Below are 17,629 nucleotides of genomic sequence, written 5' to 3'. Positions count from 1 at the left end.
CGAGCAGCCGGTCGTTGCCCGTACCGCCATCCAGGCTGTCGTTGCCGAAGCCACCGTCCAGCGTGTCGTTGCCCGCCCCGCCGTCCAGCGTGTCGTTGCCCGCCCCGCCATCCAGCGTGTCGTTGCCGTTGCCCCCCAGCAGCCGGTCGCGGTCGCTCCCGCCCAGCAGGGTGTCGTCGCCGTCGCCGCCGTCCAGCGTGTCGTCGCCGAAGCCGCCGTCCAGGCTGTCGTTGCCCGCCCCGCCCCACAGGAAATCGCTGCCGTTGTTGCCGACGAGCGTGTCGGCGAGCGCCAGGCCGTAGAGGTAGTCGGTATTGCTGCCGCCGGTGATCGAGACCTGCTCGATGTTCCGGAATTCGACCGTGTAGGAGGAGGAATTGATCGATGTCGAATAAATGAACCGCACCGCGTTCTGCGGCAGGACGTTGTAGCTGTTGCCGCCGCCGTCGTAGAGGGTGGTGGAAATGTAGGTTCCTGACGACATGTCGAGGGTCAGGGTGTCGGTGCCCGCACCGCCGTCGATGCTGTCCCGCCCGCCCTGGTTGGCCGCATTCCACAGGAAGCTGTCGTCACCGGCGGTTCCGACCACGGTGTTGTTGCCGGTCGTTCCGTAGTAAGCCGTCATGCCCTTATCCCCTACGTCATGCGACGCGCGCTTAAAAATTTCGTGTGCATATCTTTCGCACAGAAAACCGGTGCGGGTGCTCAGCGCGTCCTATCGAATTTTAGGAGTTATATCGAAGCATATTCAATACTTCCAGTAAGGGATTCCTCGCGCGTTTTGTCATAATCAGGGACGGTGACGGGGACGATTCGCATATAAGATGGAATCAGTGCCTTCCAGGTGCCCGGCGCACTCCGGTCCGGTCCTTGAAGCGAACCTCCGTTCGCCTTTGATGCGAATAGCCTCACGTGCCGGCCGGGGCCGCCGTCGCGGTCCAATGCGGATCGCGATCCGCTAAGGTTCCCGCATGCCTTCGTCGAGGCTGCGCCAGATCGGGTAGAGGAAGTAGGACATGACCGTCCGCTTGCCGATTCGAATTTCCGAGGCCAGCGTCATGCCGGGTATCAGGCGGAAATTTTCGGGGACATCGCGCAGTTCGACCTTCTCCAACGCGACACGGGCCCGGTAAACCTCCTGCTTGCGGCCTTCCTCGGCGTCCATGGAGATCGTCGATTCGGAAATCAGGCGCAAGCGCCCGTCGATGGTGCCATGCCGCTGGAAGGGAAACGCCTCCACCTTGATGCGCACCTCATCACCGATGCGCAGCCGGCCGATGTCGCCGGGGGCGATGCGCACCTCGGCCTCCAGCGGGCTGTCGATGCGCACCAGCGTGACCAGCGCCTCGCGGCCTTCCGAGCCGGGCGACACCTCGTGCACTTCCAGCACGATGCCGTCGGCCGGGGCCTGCAATTCGCTCAGCGCGGCCAGACGCTGGGTGCTTTCGAACTGTTCGGTCAGTCGGTTGCGCTCGGCGGTGAAGCGGGCGAGATCCTCCGCAATCTCGCGGAAGCGGCCGTCCACATAGGCCCGCCGCTCGGCCACCGCCCTCTCGCCCTGGATGGCCAGTTCGACCGCCTCGGCCTTCAGCTTGGCCAGGGCGTCCTCCGCCGAGACACGACGGATCTGGACTTCCAGGACGTTCAGCAGCGACCCGACCTCGCGCTTCTGCAGGTCGCTGCGCATGCGCTCGACGCGGCTGATGATGTCACGTTGGTTCTCCATGCCCCGCTGCTCGACCTGGTTGCGCTCGATCGACGCGCTGACCTGCCGGATCGCGTCGTCGAGCGCGCGTGTCCTGGCTTGGTATTCCTCGCGCCGGGATTGGAAGACACGCTTCTGGAGAAGCTGCTCGGGGCTATCGTCGGCCGGTTCGAACATACGGTCGGCGATTTCCGCCTCGAGGCGGGCAACCTGGGCCTCGGCGGCGCGGAGCTGGGTCTGCACGATGGCGAGCTGCGACTGCGCGGCCGTCGTGTCGAGCGAGATGAGACGCGTTCCCGCAGCCACCCGCTGCCCGGGCCGCACCTCGATCGCCCGCATCATGGTGTTGGCCGGTGGGCGCACGACGATGGGCGGTTCGGTGGTGACGAGCGCGCCGGACGCCACGACATAGCGGTCGATCTGGCCGATCGACGCCCAGACGATGGCGCCCACCACCAGAGCAACGATCACCCACAGGGTCGATCGCGCCAGGGGCGGCAGCGGCCGCTCCTCCAGGGCCAGGGCGTCGGATTGGAAGTCCACCACGTCGGCGCGGCGCGGCGCGGTGGGCGGAACGGGCTTCGGCACCGGAGCGGCGGCCGGCCCGGACGCGGAACGGGGGGAGGCGGACATCGCGAAGGGCTTCCCGGAATTAACGATTGCCCTGCATCTGCTTGTCCCACAGATGCCGGTAGATAGCGCAACGGGTCAGCAGCTGGTCATGCGTGCCGATGTCGGCGATGGCGCCACGCTCCATCACCACGATGGCATCCGCGTTGCGGATGGACGACAGCCGGTGGGACACGATGATGGTGGTGCGCCCGCGCACGATGTGGCGGAGGTTTTCCTGGATGATCGACTCGCTTTCGGGGTCGAGCGCCGAGGTTGCCTCGTCGAACACCAGGATGGGCGGGTTGCGCACCAGCGCCCGCGCGATGGCGAGGCGCTGCTTCTGCCCGCCGGACAGGTTCGTCGCCCCTTCCTCCAGCATCGTGTCGTAGCCCTTGGGCAACCGTTCGATGAACTCGTGCGCGCCGGCGGTGCGCGCCGCGATCACGATTTCCTCCAGCGTCGCCGAAGGGCGGGCGATGGCGATGTTGTCGCGCACCGTGCCGCGGAACAGGAAGCTTTCCTGCAGCACCACACCGATGTGGCTGCGCAGGTGCACGGCGTCCCACTCCCGCAGGTCGATGCCGTCCACCCGCACCAAGCCGCTCTTTGGCTGGTGCAGGCCCTGGATCAGCTTGGTCAGCGTGGTCTTGCCCGAGCCGCTGCGCCCAACCACCCCGACCACCGTGCCGGGGGGAATGGCGAAGCTGACCTCGTTCAGCGCCGGGGTGGTGGCGGCCGGATACTGGAAGGTGACCCGGTCGAAGGCGACATGGCCCTTGATCGGCATCTGCAGGCCGGCGCCGAGGTTGCGCTCGGGCGGCTCGTTCATCACCGATCCCAGCATGCGCACCGACAGGGCGGTCTGCTGGTACTGCTGGATCAGGCCGACGATGGAGACCAGCGGCCCGGAGACACGGCCCGACAGCATGTTGAAGGCGACAAGCTCGCCCACCGTCATGTGGCCGCGGAACACCAGGATCGCGCCAACCCAGATGACCACCACCGACATCAGCTTGCTGATGATGTCCGAAGCGGCGCGGGCGGTGGTGGAGATCTTGCCGACCTCCACATGGCGTTCTATGGAATCGGCCGAACGCTGGTCCCAGGCCTTGCGCTGCGACGGCTCCAGCGCCAGCGACTTGATGGTCGCCATCCCGTGGATGGTCTCCACCAGCAGCGCCTGCCGGTTGGCCTCCGCCTCGTAAAGCGCGCGCAGCCGCCGGCGGAAGACCGAGGCCATGCCGGCGATGAGCAGGGCGAGCAGGGCCGAGAAGCCGACGACGACGACGGTCAGCGGGACGCTGTAGAACATCAGGATCGGCAGGAAAACCACCAGCACCGAGGCGTCCAGCAGCGTCTGGAACAGGCCTCCGGTCAGGAACTCGCGGATGGCGTTGCCCTGCTGCATGTGCTTGGACAGCACGCCGGCGGTCATCCGCTCGAAGAAGGCGACCGGCAGCCGGGTCATGTGATCGAAGGTGCGGGTCGCCGTGCGGATGTCGATCTTCGACGTGCCGTGCAGCAGCATGTAGCCGCGCAGGTAGGTCAGCAGCCCGTCGAACAGGATCGCCGCGACGACGCCGACGCCCAGCACCTCCAGGGTGGAGAAGCTGGCGTGCACCAGCACCTTGTCGATGACGATCTGGAAGAACAGCGGGAAGATCAGCGCCAGGACGTGCATCACCAGCGCAGCGGCGGCGACGTCGCGCAGCACGGTGGACTGGCGCAGGATCTCGGGGATGAACCACCGCAGGCCGAAGGGCTGCTGCTCGTCGGCCAGGGCGAACCGGCGCTTCAGCAGCAGCACCTCGCCCTTCCAACTGGCCGTGAATTCAGCCTCGGACAGGAACAGGAAATCGCGCCCGCTGTCCAGCGGGTCCAGGATGACGATCTTCGGCCCGTCCTCGGCCGGCATGACGCCGGACAGGACGACGTAGTTTCCGTTGGCCAGGCGCGCCATGGCCGGGAAGGACTCCGCCGCCCCGACCAGATCGGTCCAGGACAGGCACAGCTGGCGTGCCTTGAACCCGTTCTCCCGCGCGATGCGCACCATCAGACGCGGTTCGGGCGCGCGCTGGTCGAGCGCATAGTCGTGGCGAATCCGATCGGACGACAGGCGGACGCCGTGATGGCGCGCGATGCGGATCAGGCAGTAGGCCGCCGTCTCCGCGGCGGACAGCGTCAGACGGGGGGCTGGTTCCGGTTCCGTCTTCGCCGCGCTGCCATCGGCGGGACGTGCTCCGGACGGCGATGCCTCTTCCGGCGCCTTGTCCAGCACGGCCGCTGCGGCCATGGCCGCGTGAGCCGGACGCTCGGCGTCATCATCGGTGCGGGGCCGAGGCGGATTTGCGTTCGTCGTGGTCATCGATCGTAAATGGCAAGAATTGATACCCTCTGGCCAAACGGGATGGTGATCCCTGCGGACTGCCCGACAAAGGCGATCAGTCCGGCAGCCAGAGGACCTTTAATGGCTTAGCATATGATCACGATGAAACGCATGAGATAAAGCAATGAAGCATCACTCGCCTGGGGAGAGGCCGGATATCCTGCGGCTCGCGCAGAAGACGGCCGGGGCCGAAGCCGGAGCGATCCGGCTTCGGCCCCGAGGAACCGCCTGTCTGAACACGCCCGGACGAACGAACCGGCAGCCTACGCCGCCAGCACGCCGGCCTGACGCTGGACAACCCACTCGGCGCCCAGCGTGTTGGCTACGACAATCGGGTTGACGCTGCCGCCGTTGAGGAAAGGCTGCATGTCCCAAACTGCCAGCATGTTGTCCGTGGTGTTGCGCCACAGGACGTCTTCGCTGCCGTCGTTGTTGTAGTCGCCGGTGCTCTGGATTTCCCAATTGTTGCCGATGCCTTGGATGAGCTCGGCCTTTACCATGGAGTCGCCGTCCATACGCCAAAGCGCGACCTGGCCGGTCGTCTTGTTGCGCCACAGCAGGTCGCCCCGGCCATCGTTGGTGAAGTCGGCGATCCCGCTGATCTCCCAAGCCGTGCCGGGGTTGGCGGACACGACGGATCCACTCACGACCTGGGCCTGTTCATTCATGCGCCAGATCGCAACCTGACCGCTGTCCTTGTTGCGGAACAGCAAGTCGGACCGCCCGTCGTTGTCGAAGTCGGCGGCGCCCTTGATCTCCCAGGCCAGGGGAGCGTCGCCGACGGCCTGGGCGAGTTGGAGGGTCGTGCCGTTCATCGTCCAGATGCCGACCTGACCATCGCTGTTGCGCCACGCCACGTCGGCGCGGCCGTCGCCGGTGAAGTCGCCGACCGCCGCCGTCTCCCACGAGTTCGGGATGCTGTCGATCAGTTCGGCGCGGCGGACCTTCGTGCCGTCCATCAGCCACACGCCCACCTGCTGGGTGGTCTTGTTGCGGAACAGCAGATCGGCCTTGCCGTCGCCGTCGAAGTCGCCCTGGCCGATCGAGGTCCAGTCGAGCGTCGGCGTGGCCAGCACGGCGCCGCGGTCCGATGCCTGGAAACTGTAGTCGCTGCGCCAGGCGGCGACCACGCCGGTCTGGCTGTTCCGGAAGATGATGTCGGCGTTGCCGTCACCATCCAGATCGCTGTTCTGCACGGCGCGCGGCGGACGGGTGATGGCGGAGCCGTTGACGACCTGCCAGGAATTGCCCGGATTGCTGAGGACGCTGCCGCCGGCCGAGTCGTAGTCGTTGATCGACATGTTGCCGGTGCTGCGCAGCGAATCCTGGCGCCACAGCACTTCCACCGTGGTGTCCGGGGTCCCGGCGGTGCCGCCGGCGAAGTTGCCCACACCGACGACCGACCAGTTGGGGGTGGACGGGGTGCTGCCGGTCTGGATGGCGCTGACCGAGTTGCTGCCGCTGACGAGCACGGTGTACAGCGTGCCGGCGTCCTCGCGCATCAGGATGTCGGCCTTGCCGTCGCTGTTCACATCGCCGGTGCCGACGACGCGGGCGTTGGCGGTCAGGGCGGTCCCGGCGTTGGCGCTGCTGCCGTCGACCAGCATCTGCAGCGCGCCGCCGGCGGCCTGGGTGGCCAGACGCCCGTCGCGGTGGCGCCACAGGATCTCGGCCTTGCCATCGTTGTTGAAGTCGTCGATGCCCTGGATCGACCAGGTCAGATCCGGCCGCGCGAAGGCGATGCCGCCGCTGTTGCTGGTGCCGTTGGCGTAGACGGTCAGGATGCTGCCTGCGCGATTCTCGAACAGGATGTCGTCCTTGCCGTTGCCGTCGAAGTCGCCGACGCCGACCACGGTGAAGCTGCGGCCCGGGGTCGCCAGGGTCAGCCCCTCCTGCACCGTCGGGCCGTCCATCATCCAGGCGACCAGGCTGTCGTCGGCGTTGCGGAACAGGATGTCGGCCCGCGTGTCGCCGTTGAAGTCGCCAATGCCGACAATGCGGTAGTCGCTGCCCGGGTTGTTGTCCACGCCGCCCGAACCGGCGACCAGCGTGAAGGCCCGGTTGCGCGCGCTGTCGGAGATGGCAATGTTGCCGTCGCCGCGGTTGCGCCACAGCACATCGGCCACGCCGTCGCCGTCGAAGTCGAAGCGGACGCCGCGCTTCGTCGGGGTGGTCGGCTGCTGCGGCACCGTCAGCATGCCTTCGACGTTGTCGGTGACGGTCAGGATCTCGCCGGAGCTGGCGTAGGCCTTCACCGTGATGTTGTTGTTCTGGCCGCTGGTGACGTTCAGCCCGTCGATGGTGGTGTTGAACTGCAGGCCGAGCGCGGTGCTGGTGAGCTGGTTGCCCGTCAGCGTCGCGATGACGGTCGAGCCGTTCAGGATCTCCACCTTGGAGATGTTCGCGGCGGTGATCGGCGGGGTGGTCAGCTGGGTGGCGAGTTGACCGAGATCGGTGACCTTGGTCGCGGAGTTGTTGGCCACCCCATCGTCAAGGTTGTCGAGGTTGGTGTAGCCCCCCGCCGACACGCCGCTTCCCACCGCGTAGGTGCGGATGGCCGCCGAATAGCCGGCCGGGCTGGCCGTGGTGGCGGCACGCAGTTGTGCGGCCAGGGTCAGCGGATCGCCGCCAGTGTTGTTGTCACCGTCAGACGCGAAGACGACCAGGTTCGACTCGCCCACCGCGCTCTGCGCCTGGAAGAAGCTCTTCACCTGCTGCAGGCCGGCCTCGAAGTTGGTCATGTCGCCGGAGGTCTGGCCGGTCAGCTTCTCGAAGAACTCCACACTGTCGTCGCGGCCGTTGCCGTTGGCGTCGGCCGTGCCGAAGCCGCCGGTGAACTGGGTGACCCCCGAGCTGTCAAAGGTGATGAGCGTCACCCGCGAGTTCGCCGACAGACCGGACTTGACGATATCGTTGTACAGGGACCGGAAGGCGGCGATCTCGGCGTCGAGGATCGTGTTGGACAGGCCGTCCTTGTTCTCGTCACCAGCCACCGGATTTCCGCCACTGACGCCCGCACTGCCGACGGTGCTGCCTGACACGTCCATCACAAAGGCTATGTTGTAGGTGTTGGACGGCACCTGGCCCAGCGAGATCATGCCGCTCAGCGCGATCTGCGGGCTCTGCGTGGTGTCTGGAAAATCGACCGTGAGACCGAAGGTCTGATTGGTCAAGGTGATGATCTTTGAATCGGTTTTGCTGACCGTTGCCATTCCTTCACTCCCGAACCAAGGGTTTGTTCTTGCGATATCAAGTGCTGGCGATGCGGCGTCCGCTTACTCCCGCAGAGCGCCCATGAAGTTGGGCGAACGCCCCGCCGCATCGGCCGGCGTCGAGCCGCTTGGAATGGACGCCGGGATGGGCATTTTCTCGATCGGAGGCGTGGAGACGAGGGGGGCCGGCACGGTGGAAGACGCGCTGCCCGCCGTGTCGGGACCGCTGGAGCCGGCGGCTTCCAGCCGTCTCGCCAGATCGCCGATGGCGTTGTGCAGGTCGAAGAGGCCCTTGATTGGCAAAATGACGCGCAGTTTCGGCGTCATTGCGCTTTGCCCGCCTCCCTGCGGGTCGTCGCCCACAAATACAATGCGGGCAACTCCGTTGCGGATGGAAATTTCCCCTGCCAGTTCCACAAATGTTTCAATCATGAAATCTCACCGCCAGCAAAACCTTCCGGATATGAACGAATATATATTAAAACTTATACGACTCTTTCTTATGATTATATCAACTGAAGAAAGGCAGTGCGACGCAATGACGCACTTTGAATGCGAAGTATCTACCAGTTAATTGATTTAAAAGAGAAATCCTGATCTGCATCGCTTCATTTTCCATCGCTAAAACGGCTTTTTCAGCGAGAAGCGAGTCAGCAATCAACTTTTTGGCGATCATTAAATCACCGGCACTCTTTTCTTGACCGGGACCATGCCGTGGTGCCGTTTGGCCCAGTGGCGTACCTCGCCCCATCTCCATCGCACCGTTTCCGGACATTCGGCGCCTCCTTAGGGATTGGCATAGCGAAATAATAACCCGAATGGCCCACCTGATCTCTTTCAGGAAAATAACAATTCCGGAAATTCGGTAAACTCATCACTTCAAAATACCCCAAACTTGCTTCCAATTTTTCTTACTACCACGGCAATCCCAAGCGTCGTCGATCAAATTACCCGAACTTTATTTATAAATACTCATGAGAGTGAATTGTAATCACTCACAATCCTCAGAATTTTAGGAGGGCTTAACGACGATATCGCCATCAATTATTGGGGCGGAAATCAATGATCACGCCGTACTCCGCGTCTCCTGTGTCGGAAGTCACTCATGACGGAAACATCGCCGTTGATTCTTTGCTGTCTGGATACAGGTGGGGCAGCGATGCAAAAATCGGAGACGGCGTTTCGCTGACCTATTCTTTCGTGTCTCCGGAAACCTCCGTCTACTACAGCGGCTATCAGACAAAGGATCCAGGGTCGGCCTGGGCACTGTCCGCCACGGCCCAGGACGCCATCCGCAAGGCCTTGGCGACTTGGTCAGCGGTGGCGAACATCACCTGCGTCGAAGTCCCCGACACAGAAGCCAGTTGTGGCGATCTTCGCTTCGGTGGCAGCGCGGTTCCACAGACCGCCTATGCGATCCTGCCGACCAGCCAGATGCCCGAAGACGGCGACGTCTGGTTCGGCTCTTCGTTCTCTGATCCGACCCTGTCCTGGGCTCCGGGCACGTACGAATACATGACGGCGATGCACGAGATCGGACACGCCCTGGGGCTGAAGCACACGCATGACGCCTTCGGCACCTTCCCGAGCGCGCCTTTGGAAATCGATTCCCAGCTCTACAGCGTGATGAGCTACCGGTCGGGCATCGGCGATTCCCTGCAGCAAGGCTATTGGCAAAGCCGCTTTCCCGAAACCCCCATGCTCAACGACGTGCTGGCCATGCAAGCCCTTTACGGCGCCAACACGACGACCAACAGCGGGAACACCGTCTACTCCTGGGCGCCGGGCCAGAAGATTTTCGAAGTGATCTGGGATGCCGGCGGCCACGACACCATCAGCTGGGCAAACCAGACCAGCGCCGCCCGAATCGACCTCAATCCCGGCACCTACAGCAATTTGGGGCCGGGCTGGCTGGCCGGCTTCCGCCTGCAGGAGCAAACGCTCGCCATCGCCCACGACTCCTGGATCGAGAACGCCGTCGGCGGGGCCGGGAATGACGTGCTGATCGGCAACGAACTGGACAACAGTCTGTCCGGCGGGGCCGGGAACGACACCCTGTCGGGCGGGGCTGGGAATGACACGCTGGACGGCGGTCCCGGCGTCGACACCGCCCTGTTCCGCGGCGCGCGTGCCGACTACCGGATTGTGCACACGGCACCGGGCGAACTGTCCGTCGAGGGGCCGGACGGCTCCGACACGCTGCGCGGCATTGAGCGGCTGAGCTTCGACGACGCGGTCGTGGCGCCCGCCTTCAACGTCCGGCCGGACACGGTTGTAAACACCTTCTTCTCGGTCATGGATACCGCATCCGGCCAGAAGGTGCTCCAGGAGGCATCAGCCTACGACGGGCCGTTCGCCCCCCTGCGGTGGCAGTGGATCGGAACCGACCAGAACGAGATCGTCGGGGGCGGTGACAGCAACGACCTCATCAACGCCGGCGGCGGCTCGGACGTCATCCTCGGCGGTGGCGGGGACGATGTGCTCGACGGCGGCACGGGGTCCAACATCCTGTTGGGCGGCTCCGGCCAGGATATCTTCTTCGTCGACGGACGCAGCGGAGAGCCGGTCTGGACGATCGTGGGGGATTTGGAGGCCGGCGAGACGGTCGCCGTCTGGGGCTGGCGGGAAGGCGTTTCGACGACGACCTGGAAGGACATGGACGGCCCCGATGGCTATCGGGGCGCCACGGCCCACATCGATCTGAACGGCGACAGCCGCTTCGACATCAGCCTGACCTTGAGCGGCCACTCCGTGGCCTCCATGAACGCCATGCCTGGAATGGCGGGCGACATCGGTTTTCTGAGCGTCTGGCTGTCCGCCTGACGGAACGGTCCTCCATGCGCGGTCCGGGACGTTCGGGTCCGGGACGTTCGGACCGCGGCGTTCATGCGAACCGGCGTCACAGACCCCGCAAATTGCCGCGGTCCAGATTGTCCAGATACCAGCGGTAGGTGCGCTCGAAGCCCTCCCGCAGCGAGGTTGACGCCGTCCAACCCATCGCCGTCATCCGGCTGACGTCCATCACCTTGCGCGGGGTGCCATCGGGCTTGCTGGTGTCGAAATGGAAATCGCCCTGATAACCGATCACCTCGGCCAGCAGTTCGGCCAGCCCACGGATGGTGATCTCTTTGCCGGAGCCGAGGTTGACGTGCGGCTCACCGGAGTAGTTCTTGGCCAGGAAGACCAGGCCGTCGGCGAGGTCTTCGACGAACAGGAACTCCCGCATGGGCGTCCCGGTGCCCCACAGCTCCACGGTTTCGGCGCCGGTCGCCTTGGCCCGGTGGATCTTGACCAGCAACGCGGCGGCCACATGCCCCTGCTGAAGGTCGAAGTTGTCCCCATACCCGAACAGGTTGGTCGGCATCGCCGAGACGAAGTCGCAGCCGTACTGCCGCCGGTAGGCCTGGCACATCTTGATGCCGGCGATCTTGGCGATCGCGTACCACTGGTTCGTCGGCTCCAACGCTCCGGTCAGCAGCGCCTCCTCACGCATCGGCTGCTCGGCCATGCGCGGGTAGATGCAGGACGATCCGAGGAAAACCAGCTTCCCGACGCCGGTCCGCCAGGCACCGTGGATGATGTTCGTCTCGATGGCCAGGTTGTCGTAGAGAAACTCGGCCGGACGGGTATCGTTGGCGTGAATTCCGCCAACTGTGGCGGCAGCCAGGAACACGACATCGGGCTTGGCTGAAGCCATCCATTCCTCGACCTCGGCCTGGCGGCGCAGGTCCACGGTTTCGCGTCCGGCAGTCAGGATCTCGCAGCCTTCCTGCTCCAGCCGGCGCACGATGGCCGAACCAGCCATGCCGCGATGGCCAGGGACCCAGATGCGCTTGCCTTCAAAGGAAAAACCAGGAGAGGTCTGCATTACGAAGCTCCGGAAAGCAGGGCACGATGGCCGCAGGCGGTATCTTGTGCGGCCACCCCTGTCAAGGCGCATGTGCGTGACGCGGTCGCCGGCGTTGCCCCAGCCAGCGAGGGAGGATGCGACGGATGGCGCCAGTCAGCAGCTCCGAACCTCCAGGGCACGCATCGACTGCCGCTCCATGACCTCGAGCCGGCCGAGCACATCGTCGATGCGGTTGACCTGGAACCGCTTGAAGCCGATGCCGGGAGCGCGGTTGTCGAGCGCCCTCAGTTCCACCAAGAGGTTGGGATCGTACGGCACCTTCACCGACAGGCGCGTCGGCAGGATGCGGCCTTCGGCGTCCAAGCGGGGCTGCACGCGGAAGGTGACGAAGACATCGCTGCCGTTGACATCGCTGCCGTTCAGGTGGCCGGCCGCCAGGATCTCGTTCTCGTCCTCGATCACAAAGGAATTGCCCTGCAGCGGTACCGGAACCTGAAGCAGAAGATAGGCTTGAGCGCCATCACGCGCCTCCGGCGGCAGCAGGAAGGCCAGTTCGCACTCCGGATAGCGGGTCCAGCTGCCCCACGCCTCCGGCTCGTACCAGGACTCGCCGGAGCGGAGTTCCTCCGCCATCAGGAACCCGGAGTCCGGCAGATAGGCGTTGCGCAACTGGCCGCGCCGCGACCGCAGGATCTGCGCCAGCATCTCCTCGCCGAGACAGTCGGACAGGGATTCCGGCAGAGCACCGAAGCAGTATTCCTGTCCGCACGTCACCACCGGATAGAGACTCATCCGCGGGGTCTGGCGGGCCTGCAGGCAACCGGCGACCACCCGCTCGGCGATGGTCCGCCAGGAGGTCGGCTGGTAATGCTCCTCGACCTTGCGCTCCAGTTCCTCGCGATAGGCCGTGTCGGTGATCAGCTTGCGGATGACCGACACCGCGGAAGCCGCGTCGTTGGGATCGACGTAAAGCGCGAACTCGCCACCAACCTCCGGCAAGGAGGAGGTGTTGCTGGTGACGCAGATCTTGCCCTTCGCCAGCGACTCGCCCACCGGCAGGCCCCAGCCTTCGTACAGGCTCGGATACACGGTGAACTGGCAGTTCTTGTAGAGCCAGTTCAGCTCCTCGTCGGACACATCCTTGAGGATGTGTATCCTGCGCTGCAGATGGTTGGTTTCCGTCAGCTTCGACAGGAACTGCTCAGCCCGCCAGCCGAGTCGTCCGACACAGACGAGATCCGGCACGTCAACGCCCGCCTTCAGCAACTCCTGCCACACCCGGTAGACGAAGATGTGGTTCTTCCGGCCTTCGATGGTCGAGACGAACAGCGCGAAGGGTTTGCGGATGCGATCCATGAACAGCGGCGAGGGGAGCGAGCCCGCACCGATGAATTCGTCGAAGGAAGAGCCGTTCTGGGTGACGGTCACCGGCGGCGCCGGCAGGCCGGTCTCCTCCGCGTAGCGCCGCAGGTCGCGCGCGGTGTTCTGCGAGACGGCGAAGAACAGGTCGGTGTTGCGCAACGCCCGCTTCAGGAAGGTGGTGAAGACGCGCGCGGTGCCTTGATCGCAGGTTTCCCGGGCATAGACCGGGATCAGGTCGTGCACGATCATGGCGAAGCGCAGATCCAGTTCGCGCTTGAGCCCGACGATCCGTCGGAAATAGTCGCGGTTGACCCAGGCTGCTCCCAGCAGGCACAGCACCGTCTCCTGGCCGGCGAGCGCGGCGTAGCTCTGCTGCAGCGGCGCCGAGTGGGGCAGCAGACCGATCTTCGCGTCTTCCTTGGAGAAGCCGACCTGCCGGTCGCGGGACGGCCGCATCAGATCTTCCAGCAGGGCGCTGACGAATTCCACCGACACCTGGATGAAGTGCGAACGGCGGTTGTTGTAGCTGAGGAACACGAACCGGCGGCGGTCGTAGATCCCATGCCGCAGCATCGCCAGCAGGATGCAGGACTGGACCCTCTGAATGCCGGTCAGATTGTCGTGATGGCCGATGTAGTAGACGAGATCCGAGATATCAAACAGGATAAAGCAGCCCCCGGGAATCGACACGCCCTGTTCGGAGAACAGCGGTGCCGCCCCCTGGGTGCGGGGCAGGCCGAACACCGACTCCCCGTTGTCGGCCGGCGCCGCCCCCTGCAAGAGCATCCCGTCCTCGTAAACAATGAGCGACAGCAGGGTCGCGCCGGTCGCGCGGGATTGGATGACAACCCGTGTCGAGGGCGGCAAGGGCGGCTGAAAGACTAGGTCGAACCCGCACTCCGCTTCGCCATAGCCAGCCGCGGCGACGTCCTTGCGCGGAAGATCGGCGCGCACCTCAACGTCCTGGACGTCGCCGATGGTCACGATGATCTTATCCGCGTCGCCATCGAGCCGCTTGTACCAGCCGGCCAGCCGCTCACAATCGACATAGTCGATAGAAACAATTTCCCGTCCGCTGTTCACGAAACAGCTGCGCTCGCGATGCTCGTACGCCATAGCTCTTCACGGATAGCCAGAAAGGAGAGGGGCGTCGAACAAATAGCATTTTAGACAGATACCGTCAACTTGGCGGAGAGCAATGGACCGCCTTTGCGCGATCACGTCGATAAAGCATTATCGCTCACGACAATAACGCGCCCAATGGGAAAGCGTGCGGACCTGTCAAGAAGCCGCCGCCCCGGCCCGCTCGGTCCCTTTGGCCATTTCGTCAGCCGTTTCGGTGGCTGACCGCCGTCCGTCGAGGACGTCTTGAAGAAGGGCAAGCTGGTCCGGCAGACAGCAGCGGGCGAGATCGTAACGCTCCACAACCGTCCGGCGCGCCCGCTCGCGCACGGCGGCGCAACGTCCGGGCTCCTCGAACACGCGGTCCACCGCGTCCGCAATGGCCTGCCAATCGAAAAAATCCACGAGGAAGCCGTTGTCGCCATCGGCGATCACCTCCCGGACCGGACCGGTCGCCGAGCCGACGACGGCGCATCCGGCGGCCATCGCCTCCATCATCGACCAGGAGAGCACGAAGGGATAGGTGAGGTAGACATGCACCCCGGAGACCCGCAAAATCTCCAGAAAGCGGTTGTAGGGGACCCGGCCCAGGAAATGGACGCGCCCCAGGTCCAGCCGCGCTCCGACCTCGCCCATCATGAACGCGCGCCAGGTCCGGCCATCCTGCGGTGCGCAGCCATAGCTGACCTCGTCGCCGCCGACGATCAGGACGCGCGCCTTCGGCCGCCGCCGCAGGATCTCCGGCAGCGCGCGCATGAAGACATGGAATCCGCGGTAGGGCTCCAGGTTGCGGGCGACGTAGGTGATGACCTCGTCGGTGCGGGTCAGCACGGTTCCGTCCGCCAGCCGCAACATCGCGCCGGGATCGGGCGTCACGGCGTCGGTGTCGATTCCATCGAAAACGACGTCGATGCAACGGCGCGCCAGGGCTGGGAACTGGGCATGCTGCCAGCGGGTCGGCGTGATGCCCCAGTCGGTGCCGGCGAGGCTGAGAAGGTGGGTGGTGTTGCGGGTCCGGGCCCGGCACCGGTCATCGAAGCTGGCCGGAAACTCCGGGTCAAAGCCCAGGTCGCCCCCTTCGGCCTGATAGTAGAACTCGAAGAAGGTCAACAGCTTGGTGTCCGGGAAGACATCCTTGATGTAGAGGGACTCCCCCCATCCGGCGTGTGCGCAGACCAGATCCGGGCGGAACCCCTGGCGTTTCAGGTCCAGGCAGGCGCGCGCCACGGTCTGGCCGCGGCGCACCGCCGCCTCCGCGCTGCGCAGATAATGATGCGTTTGCGCCGAGGCCCCCTGCGGGGACCGATAACCCAGCAGGCGGATACCCGGCGGCGCGGGACGGTCCTTGAGATTCACGGCCTCGCCCAACGCCACGGCCTGCACTTGCGGAAGCCCTGCGAAATGGCGGGCGAGGTGCTTGTACTGGCCGGGAAAATTCTGGTGCAGGAACAGAAGCCGCAAGACCGTTCCCTCAGGCCCGGCCGGGCACCGGCTCGTTGAGCAGCTCCAGCAGATACTTGCCGTAGCCGCTCTTGGCGAGCGGCTGGGCGATGCGCTGGAGCTGGGCGGTGTCGATGAAGCCCTTGCGCCAGGCGATCTCCTCCGGAGCGGCGATCTTCAGCCCCTGGCGCGCCTCGATGGTCTGCACGAACTCGCCGGCTTGGAGCAGCGACTGGTGCGTGCCGGTGTCGAACCAGGCGTAGCCGCGGCCGAGCCGTTCCACCGCGAGGCGCCCCTGGCGGAGATAGACGTTGTTGACGTCGGTGATCTCCAGTTCGCCGCGGGCCGACGGCCGGATGGTCGCCGCGATGTCGAGGACGCTGTTGTCGTAGAAATAAAGGCCGGTGACCGCGTAGTTGGACTTCGGCTCGCGCGGCTTCTCCTCGATGGCGACCGGGCGGCCGTCGGCGGCGAAATTCACCACGCCGTACCGCTCGGGGTCGCGGACGTGATAGCCGAACACGGTCGCTCCCTCCGCCCGCCCGGCGGCGCGCAGAAGGTTCGCTTCCAGATCGTGGCCGAAGAAGATGTTGTCTCCCAGGATCAGGCAGACGCGGTCGGCGCCGACGAAGGACCGCCCGATGAGGAAGGCCTGCGCCAATCCCTCCGGCTTGGGCTGCTCGGCGTAGGAGAGCGCGATTCCCCACTGGCTGCCGTCCCCCAGCAGACGGCGAAATTGCGGCTGGTCCTCGGGTGTCGTGATGACCAAAATGTCGCGGATGCCGGCCAGCATCAGCGTCGACAGGGGATAGTAGATCATCGGCTTGTCGAACACCGGCAGAAGCTGCTTGCTGATCACCTGCGTCAGCGGGTAGAGCCGTGTGCCAGCCCCGCCGGCCAAGATGATGCCCTTCATGCCCTTGCTCCTGCATTGCTGGCCTTGCCGCGCCGCTGTGGGCGGCGGATGAGGTTCGGGCTTTGCCCGCCGGCCGTTCAGGACGCTGCCTGGATGGTGCACCGCGAGGTGTCCGGGGTTCCCCTTATGCCGATCGGACGTGCCCTGCAAGGGGTTTTATGACGTCCGCATGGAACCATGCGCGCAAAGGAAAAAGACTGTATCCGTGTGGCACTCCCCGGATTCCAGAGAGAAAACGCCCGCAAGGCACCCTGAGACACGTTCACGATGCGTTAAAACGAAGACAGATCATTCTGGAATGCTCTTCAGGACCACTCGTCATCAAACATCTTAGGCGTCTTTGAAGGGGATTCAAAAGTTCAATGCTCCAGCTTTGATAGAAAGCATTTCAGAGAAGAATGATGCTTTATTGATTAATTTGAAAATGGTCAGGACGGGGCTTTCGTTGACCGGCATCTGCGCAACGAATGAAGGGAAACGCCGCGCCCTTCCCTATCGGGGTACACGACCCATCACGATATCGGATGAATGGCAAGCGGCAAAGCGAAGCACTGGGACAATCCAGTGGTATGACCAGTCATGGCAACGTGGAAACAAAAAAATGCCGCGGCCAGACACTGGGTCGGCGCGGCAGCCTGATGCTCTTGGAGCATTATGTTGTTTTTTGGTTTCCTCCCCAGACCTCAAGGCCTTTGTTTTGTGAGGGGAAAATTCCACAGACTGCAGAGCGGTGTCAATCGCATTGAGCGGGGTATAACTTTAAGCCGATTGAACATCTTCCAATGCGCCGAGCGGAAGAACCGGCGGAAGGTTGCTGGAGAGCGGGCTGGTGGAACGGCGAAAAAAACTTTCGCGGCGGGACAAAGAGGGGCTTGCGTTCCGCTGGCCGGGTGGAGTATTCCCCTGCCTCCTTCGTTGGAGCGGCGCGGGCGTAGCTCAGGGGTAGAGCACAACCTTGCCAAGGTTGGGGTCGAGGGTTCGAATCCCTTCGCCCGCTCCAGTCTCACGAAGAGTATTTCCTTTC

11 protein-coding genes and 1 tRNA gene are annotated in these 17,629 nt (G+C 64.4%); 2 read left to right on the top strand and 10 right to left on the bottom strand.

From position 1 onward, the window contains the following. The 6 genes from ACFPMG_RS04950 to ACFPMG_RS04925 form a co-directional block, all read right to left on the bottom strand. Positions 1–625: calcium-binding protein (locus ACFPMG_RS04950; protein WP_376994094.1), on the bottom strand; the 625-nt coding region annotated here is incomplete at its 3' end. Positions 626–958: 333 nt separating this feature from the next. Next, positions 959–2,338, bottom strand: a complete 1,380-nt coding sequence (locus tag ACFPMG_RS04945; protein ID WP_376994093.1) for an HlyD family type I secretion periplasmic adaptor subunit — start codon at positions 2,336–2,338, stop codon at positions 959–961. A gap of 19 nt (positions 2,339–2,357) precedes the next feature. After that, positions 2,358–4,610: a peptidase domain-containing ABC transporter gene (locus tag ACFPMG_RS04940; RefSeq protein WP_376994092.1), complete on the bottom strand. Its 2,253-nt coding sequence runs from the start codon at positions 4,608–4,610 to the stop codon at positions 2,358–2,360. A gap of 356 nt (positions 4,611–4,966) precedes the next feature. Beyond that, a complete protein-coding gene (locus ACFPMG_RS04935; RefSeq protein WP_376994091.1) occupies positions 4,967–7,876 on the bottom strand; it encodes an FG-GAP-like repeat-containing protein in 2,910 nt (969 codons plus the stop codon). A 102-nt stretch (positions 7,877–7,978) separates the two neighbouring features. Further along, the gene (locus ACFPMG_RS04930) at positions 7,979–8,332 is read right to left on the bottom strand and encodes a hypothetical protein (RefSeq protein WP_376994090.1); all 354 of its coding nucleotides are present in this window, start codon (positions 8,330–8,332) and stop codon (positions 7,979–7,981) included. Between the two features lie 94 nt (positions 8,333–8,426). Further along, on the bottom strand, positions 8,427–8,690 hold the full coding sequence (locus ACFPMG_RS04925) for a hypothetical protein (RefSeq protein WP_376994089.1): 264 nt from the start codon (positions 8,688–8,690) through the stop codon (positions 8,427–8,429). A 425-nt stretch (positions 8,691–9,115) separates the two neighbouring features. On the opposite strand from ACFPMG_RS04925, the gene ACFPMG_RS04920 reads away from it, so the two are divergent. Further along, on the top strand, positions 9,116–10,738 hold the full coding sequence (locus ACFPMG_RS04920) for a M10 family metallopeptidase (protein WP_376994088.1): 1,623 nt from the start codon (positions 9,116–9,118) through the stop codon (positions 10,736–10,738). A 76-nt stretch (positions 10,739–10,814) separates the two neighbouring features. Here the strand turns inward: ACFPMG_RS04920 and fcl are convergent, their stop codons facing one another. From fcl to rfbA, 4 genes are all read right to left on the bottom strand, one after another. Continuing rightward, the gene (gene fcl / locus ACFPMG_RS04915) at positions 10,815–11,783 is read right to left on the bottom strand and encodes a GDP-L-fucose synthase (protein ID WP_376994087.1); all 969 of its coding nucleotides are present in this window, start codon (positions 11,781–11,783) and stop codon (positions 10,815–10,817) included. A 135-nt stretch (positions 11,784–11,918) separates the two neighbouring features. Continuing rightward, complete coding sequence (locus ACFPMG_RS04910) at positions 11,919–14,243, bottom strand: glycosyltransferase family 4 protein (protein WP_376994086.1); 2,325 nt, start codon at positions 14,241–14,243, stop codon at positions 11,919–11,921. Positions 14,244–14,408: 165 nt separating this feature from the next. Further along, complete coding sequence (locus tag ACFPMG_RS04905; RefSeq protein WP_376994085.1) at positions 14,409–15,710, bottom strand: glycosyltransferase family 4 protein; 1,302 nt, start codon at positions 15,708–15,710, stop codon at positions 14,409–14,411. 10 nt (positions 15,711–15,720) lie between these two features. Continuing rightward, positions 15,721–16,605: a glucose-1-phosphate thymidylyltransferase RfbA gene (gene rfbA / locus ACFPMG_RS04900; protein ID WP_376994084.1), complete on the bottom strand. Its 885-nt coding sequence runs from the start codon at positions 16,603–16,605 to the stop codon at positions 15,721–15,723. 925 nt (positions 16,606–17,530) lie between these two features. Here rfbA and ACFPMG_RS04895 point away from each other — a divergent pair. Beyond that, a tRNA-Gly gene (locus ACFPMG_RS04895) sits at positions 17,531–17,605 on the top strand. The last annotated feature ends 24 nt before the right edge of the window (positions 17,606–17,629 follow it).

The organism is Azospirillum himalayense (assembly GCF_042657465.1).
GTDB classification, from domain to species: Bacteria; Pseudomonadota; Alphaproteobacteria; order Azospirillales; family Azospirillaceae; genus Azospirillum; species Azospirillum himalayense.
Note: the sequence above shows the minus strand (reverse complement) of the source record. Positions and strands in the feature narration are given on the sequence as shown.

Bases quoted from the DNA above. Each gene is read 5' to 3' on its own strand.
- ACFPMG_RS04945 (WP_376994093.1), bottom strand. From the start codon at position 2,338: ATGTCCGCCTCCCCCCGTTCCGCGTCCGGGCCGGCCGCCGCTCCGGTG.
- ACFPMG_RS04940 (WP_376994092.1), bottom strand. From the start codon at position 4,610: ATGGCCGCAGCGGCCGTGCTGGACAAGGCGCCGGAAGAGGCATCGCCG.
- ACFPMG_RS04925 (WP_376994089.1), bottom strand. From the start codon at position 8,690: ATGTCCGGAAACGGTGCGATGGAGATGGGGCGAGGTACGCCACTGGGC.
- fcl (WP_376994087.1), bottom strand. From the start codon at position 11,783: ATGCAGACCTCTCCTGGTTTTTCCTTTGAAGGCAAGCGCATCTGGGTC.
- ACFPMG_RS04910 (WP_376994086.1), bottom strand. From the start codon at position 14,243: ATGGCGTACGAGCATCGCGAGCGCAGCTGTTTCGTGAACAGCGGACGG.
- rfbA (WP_376994084.1), bottom strand. From the start codon at position 16,605: ATGAAGGGCATCATCTTGGCCGGCGGGGCTGGCACACGGCTCTACCCG.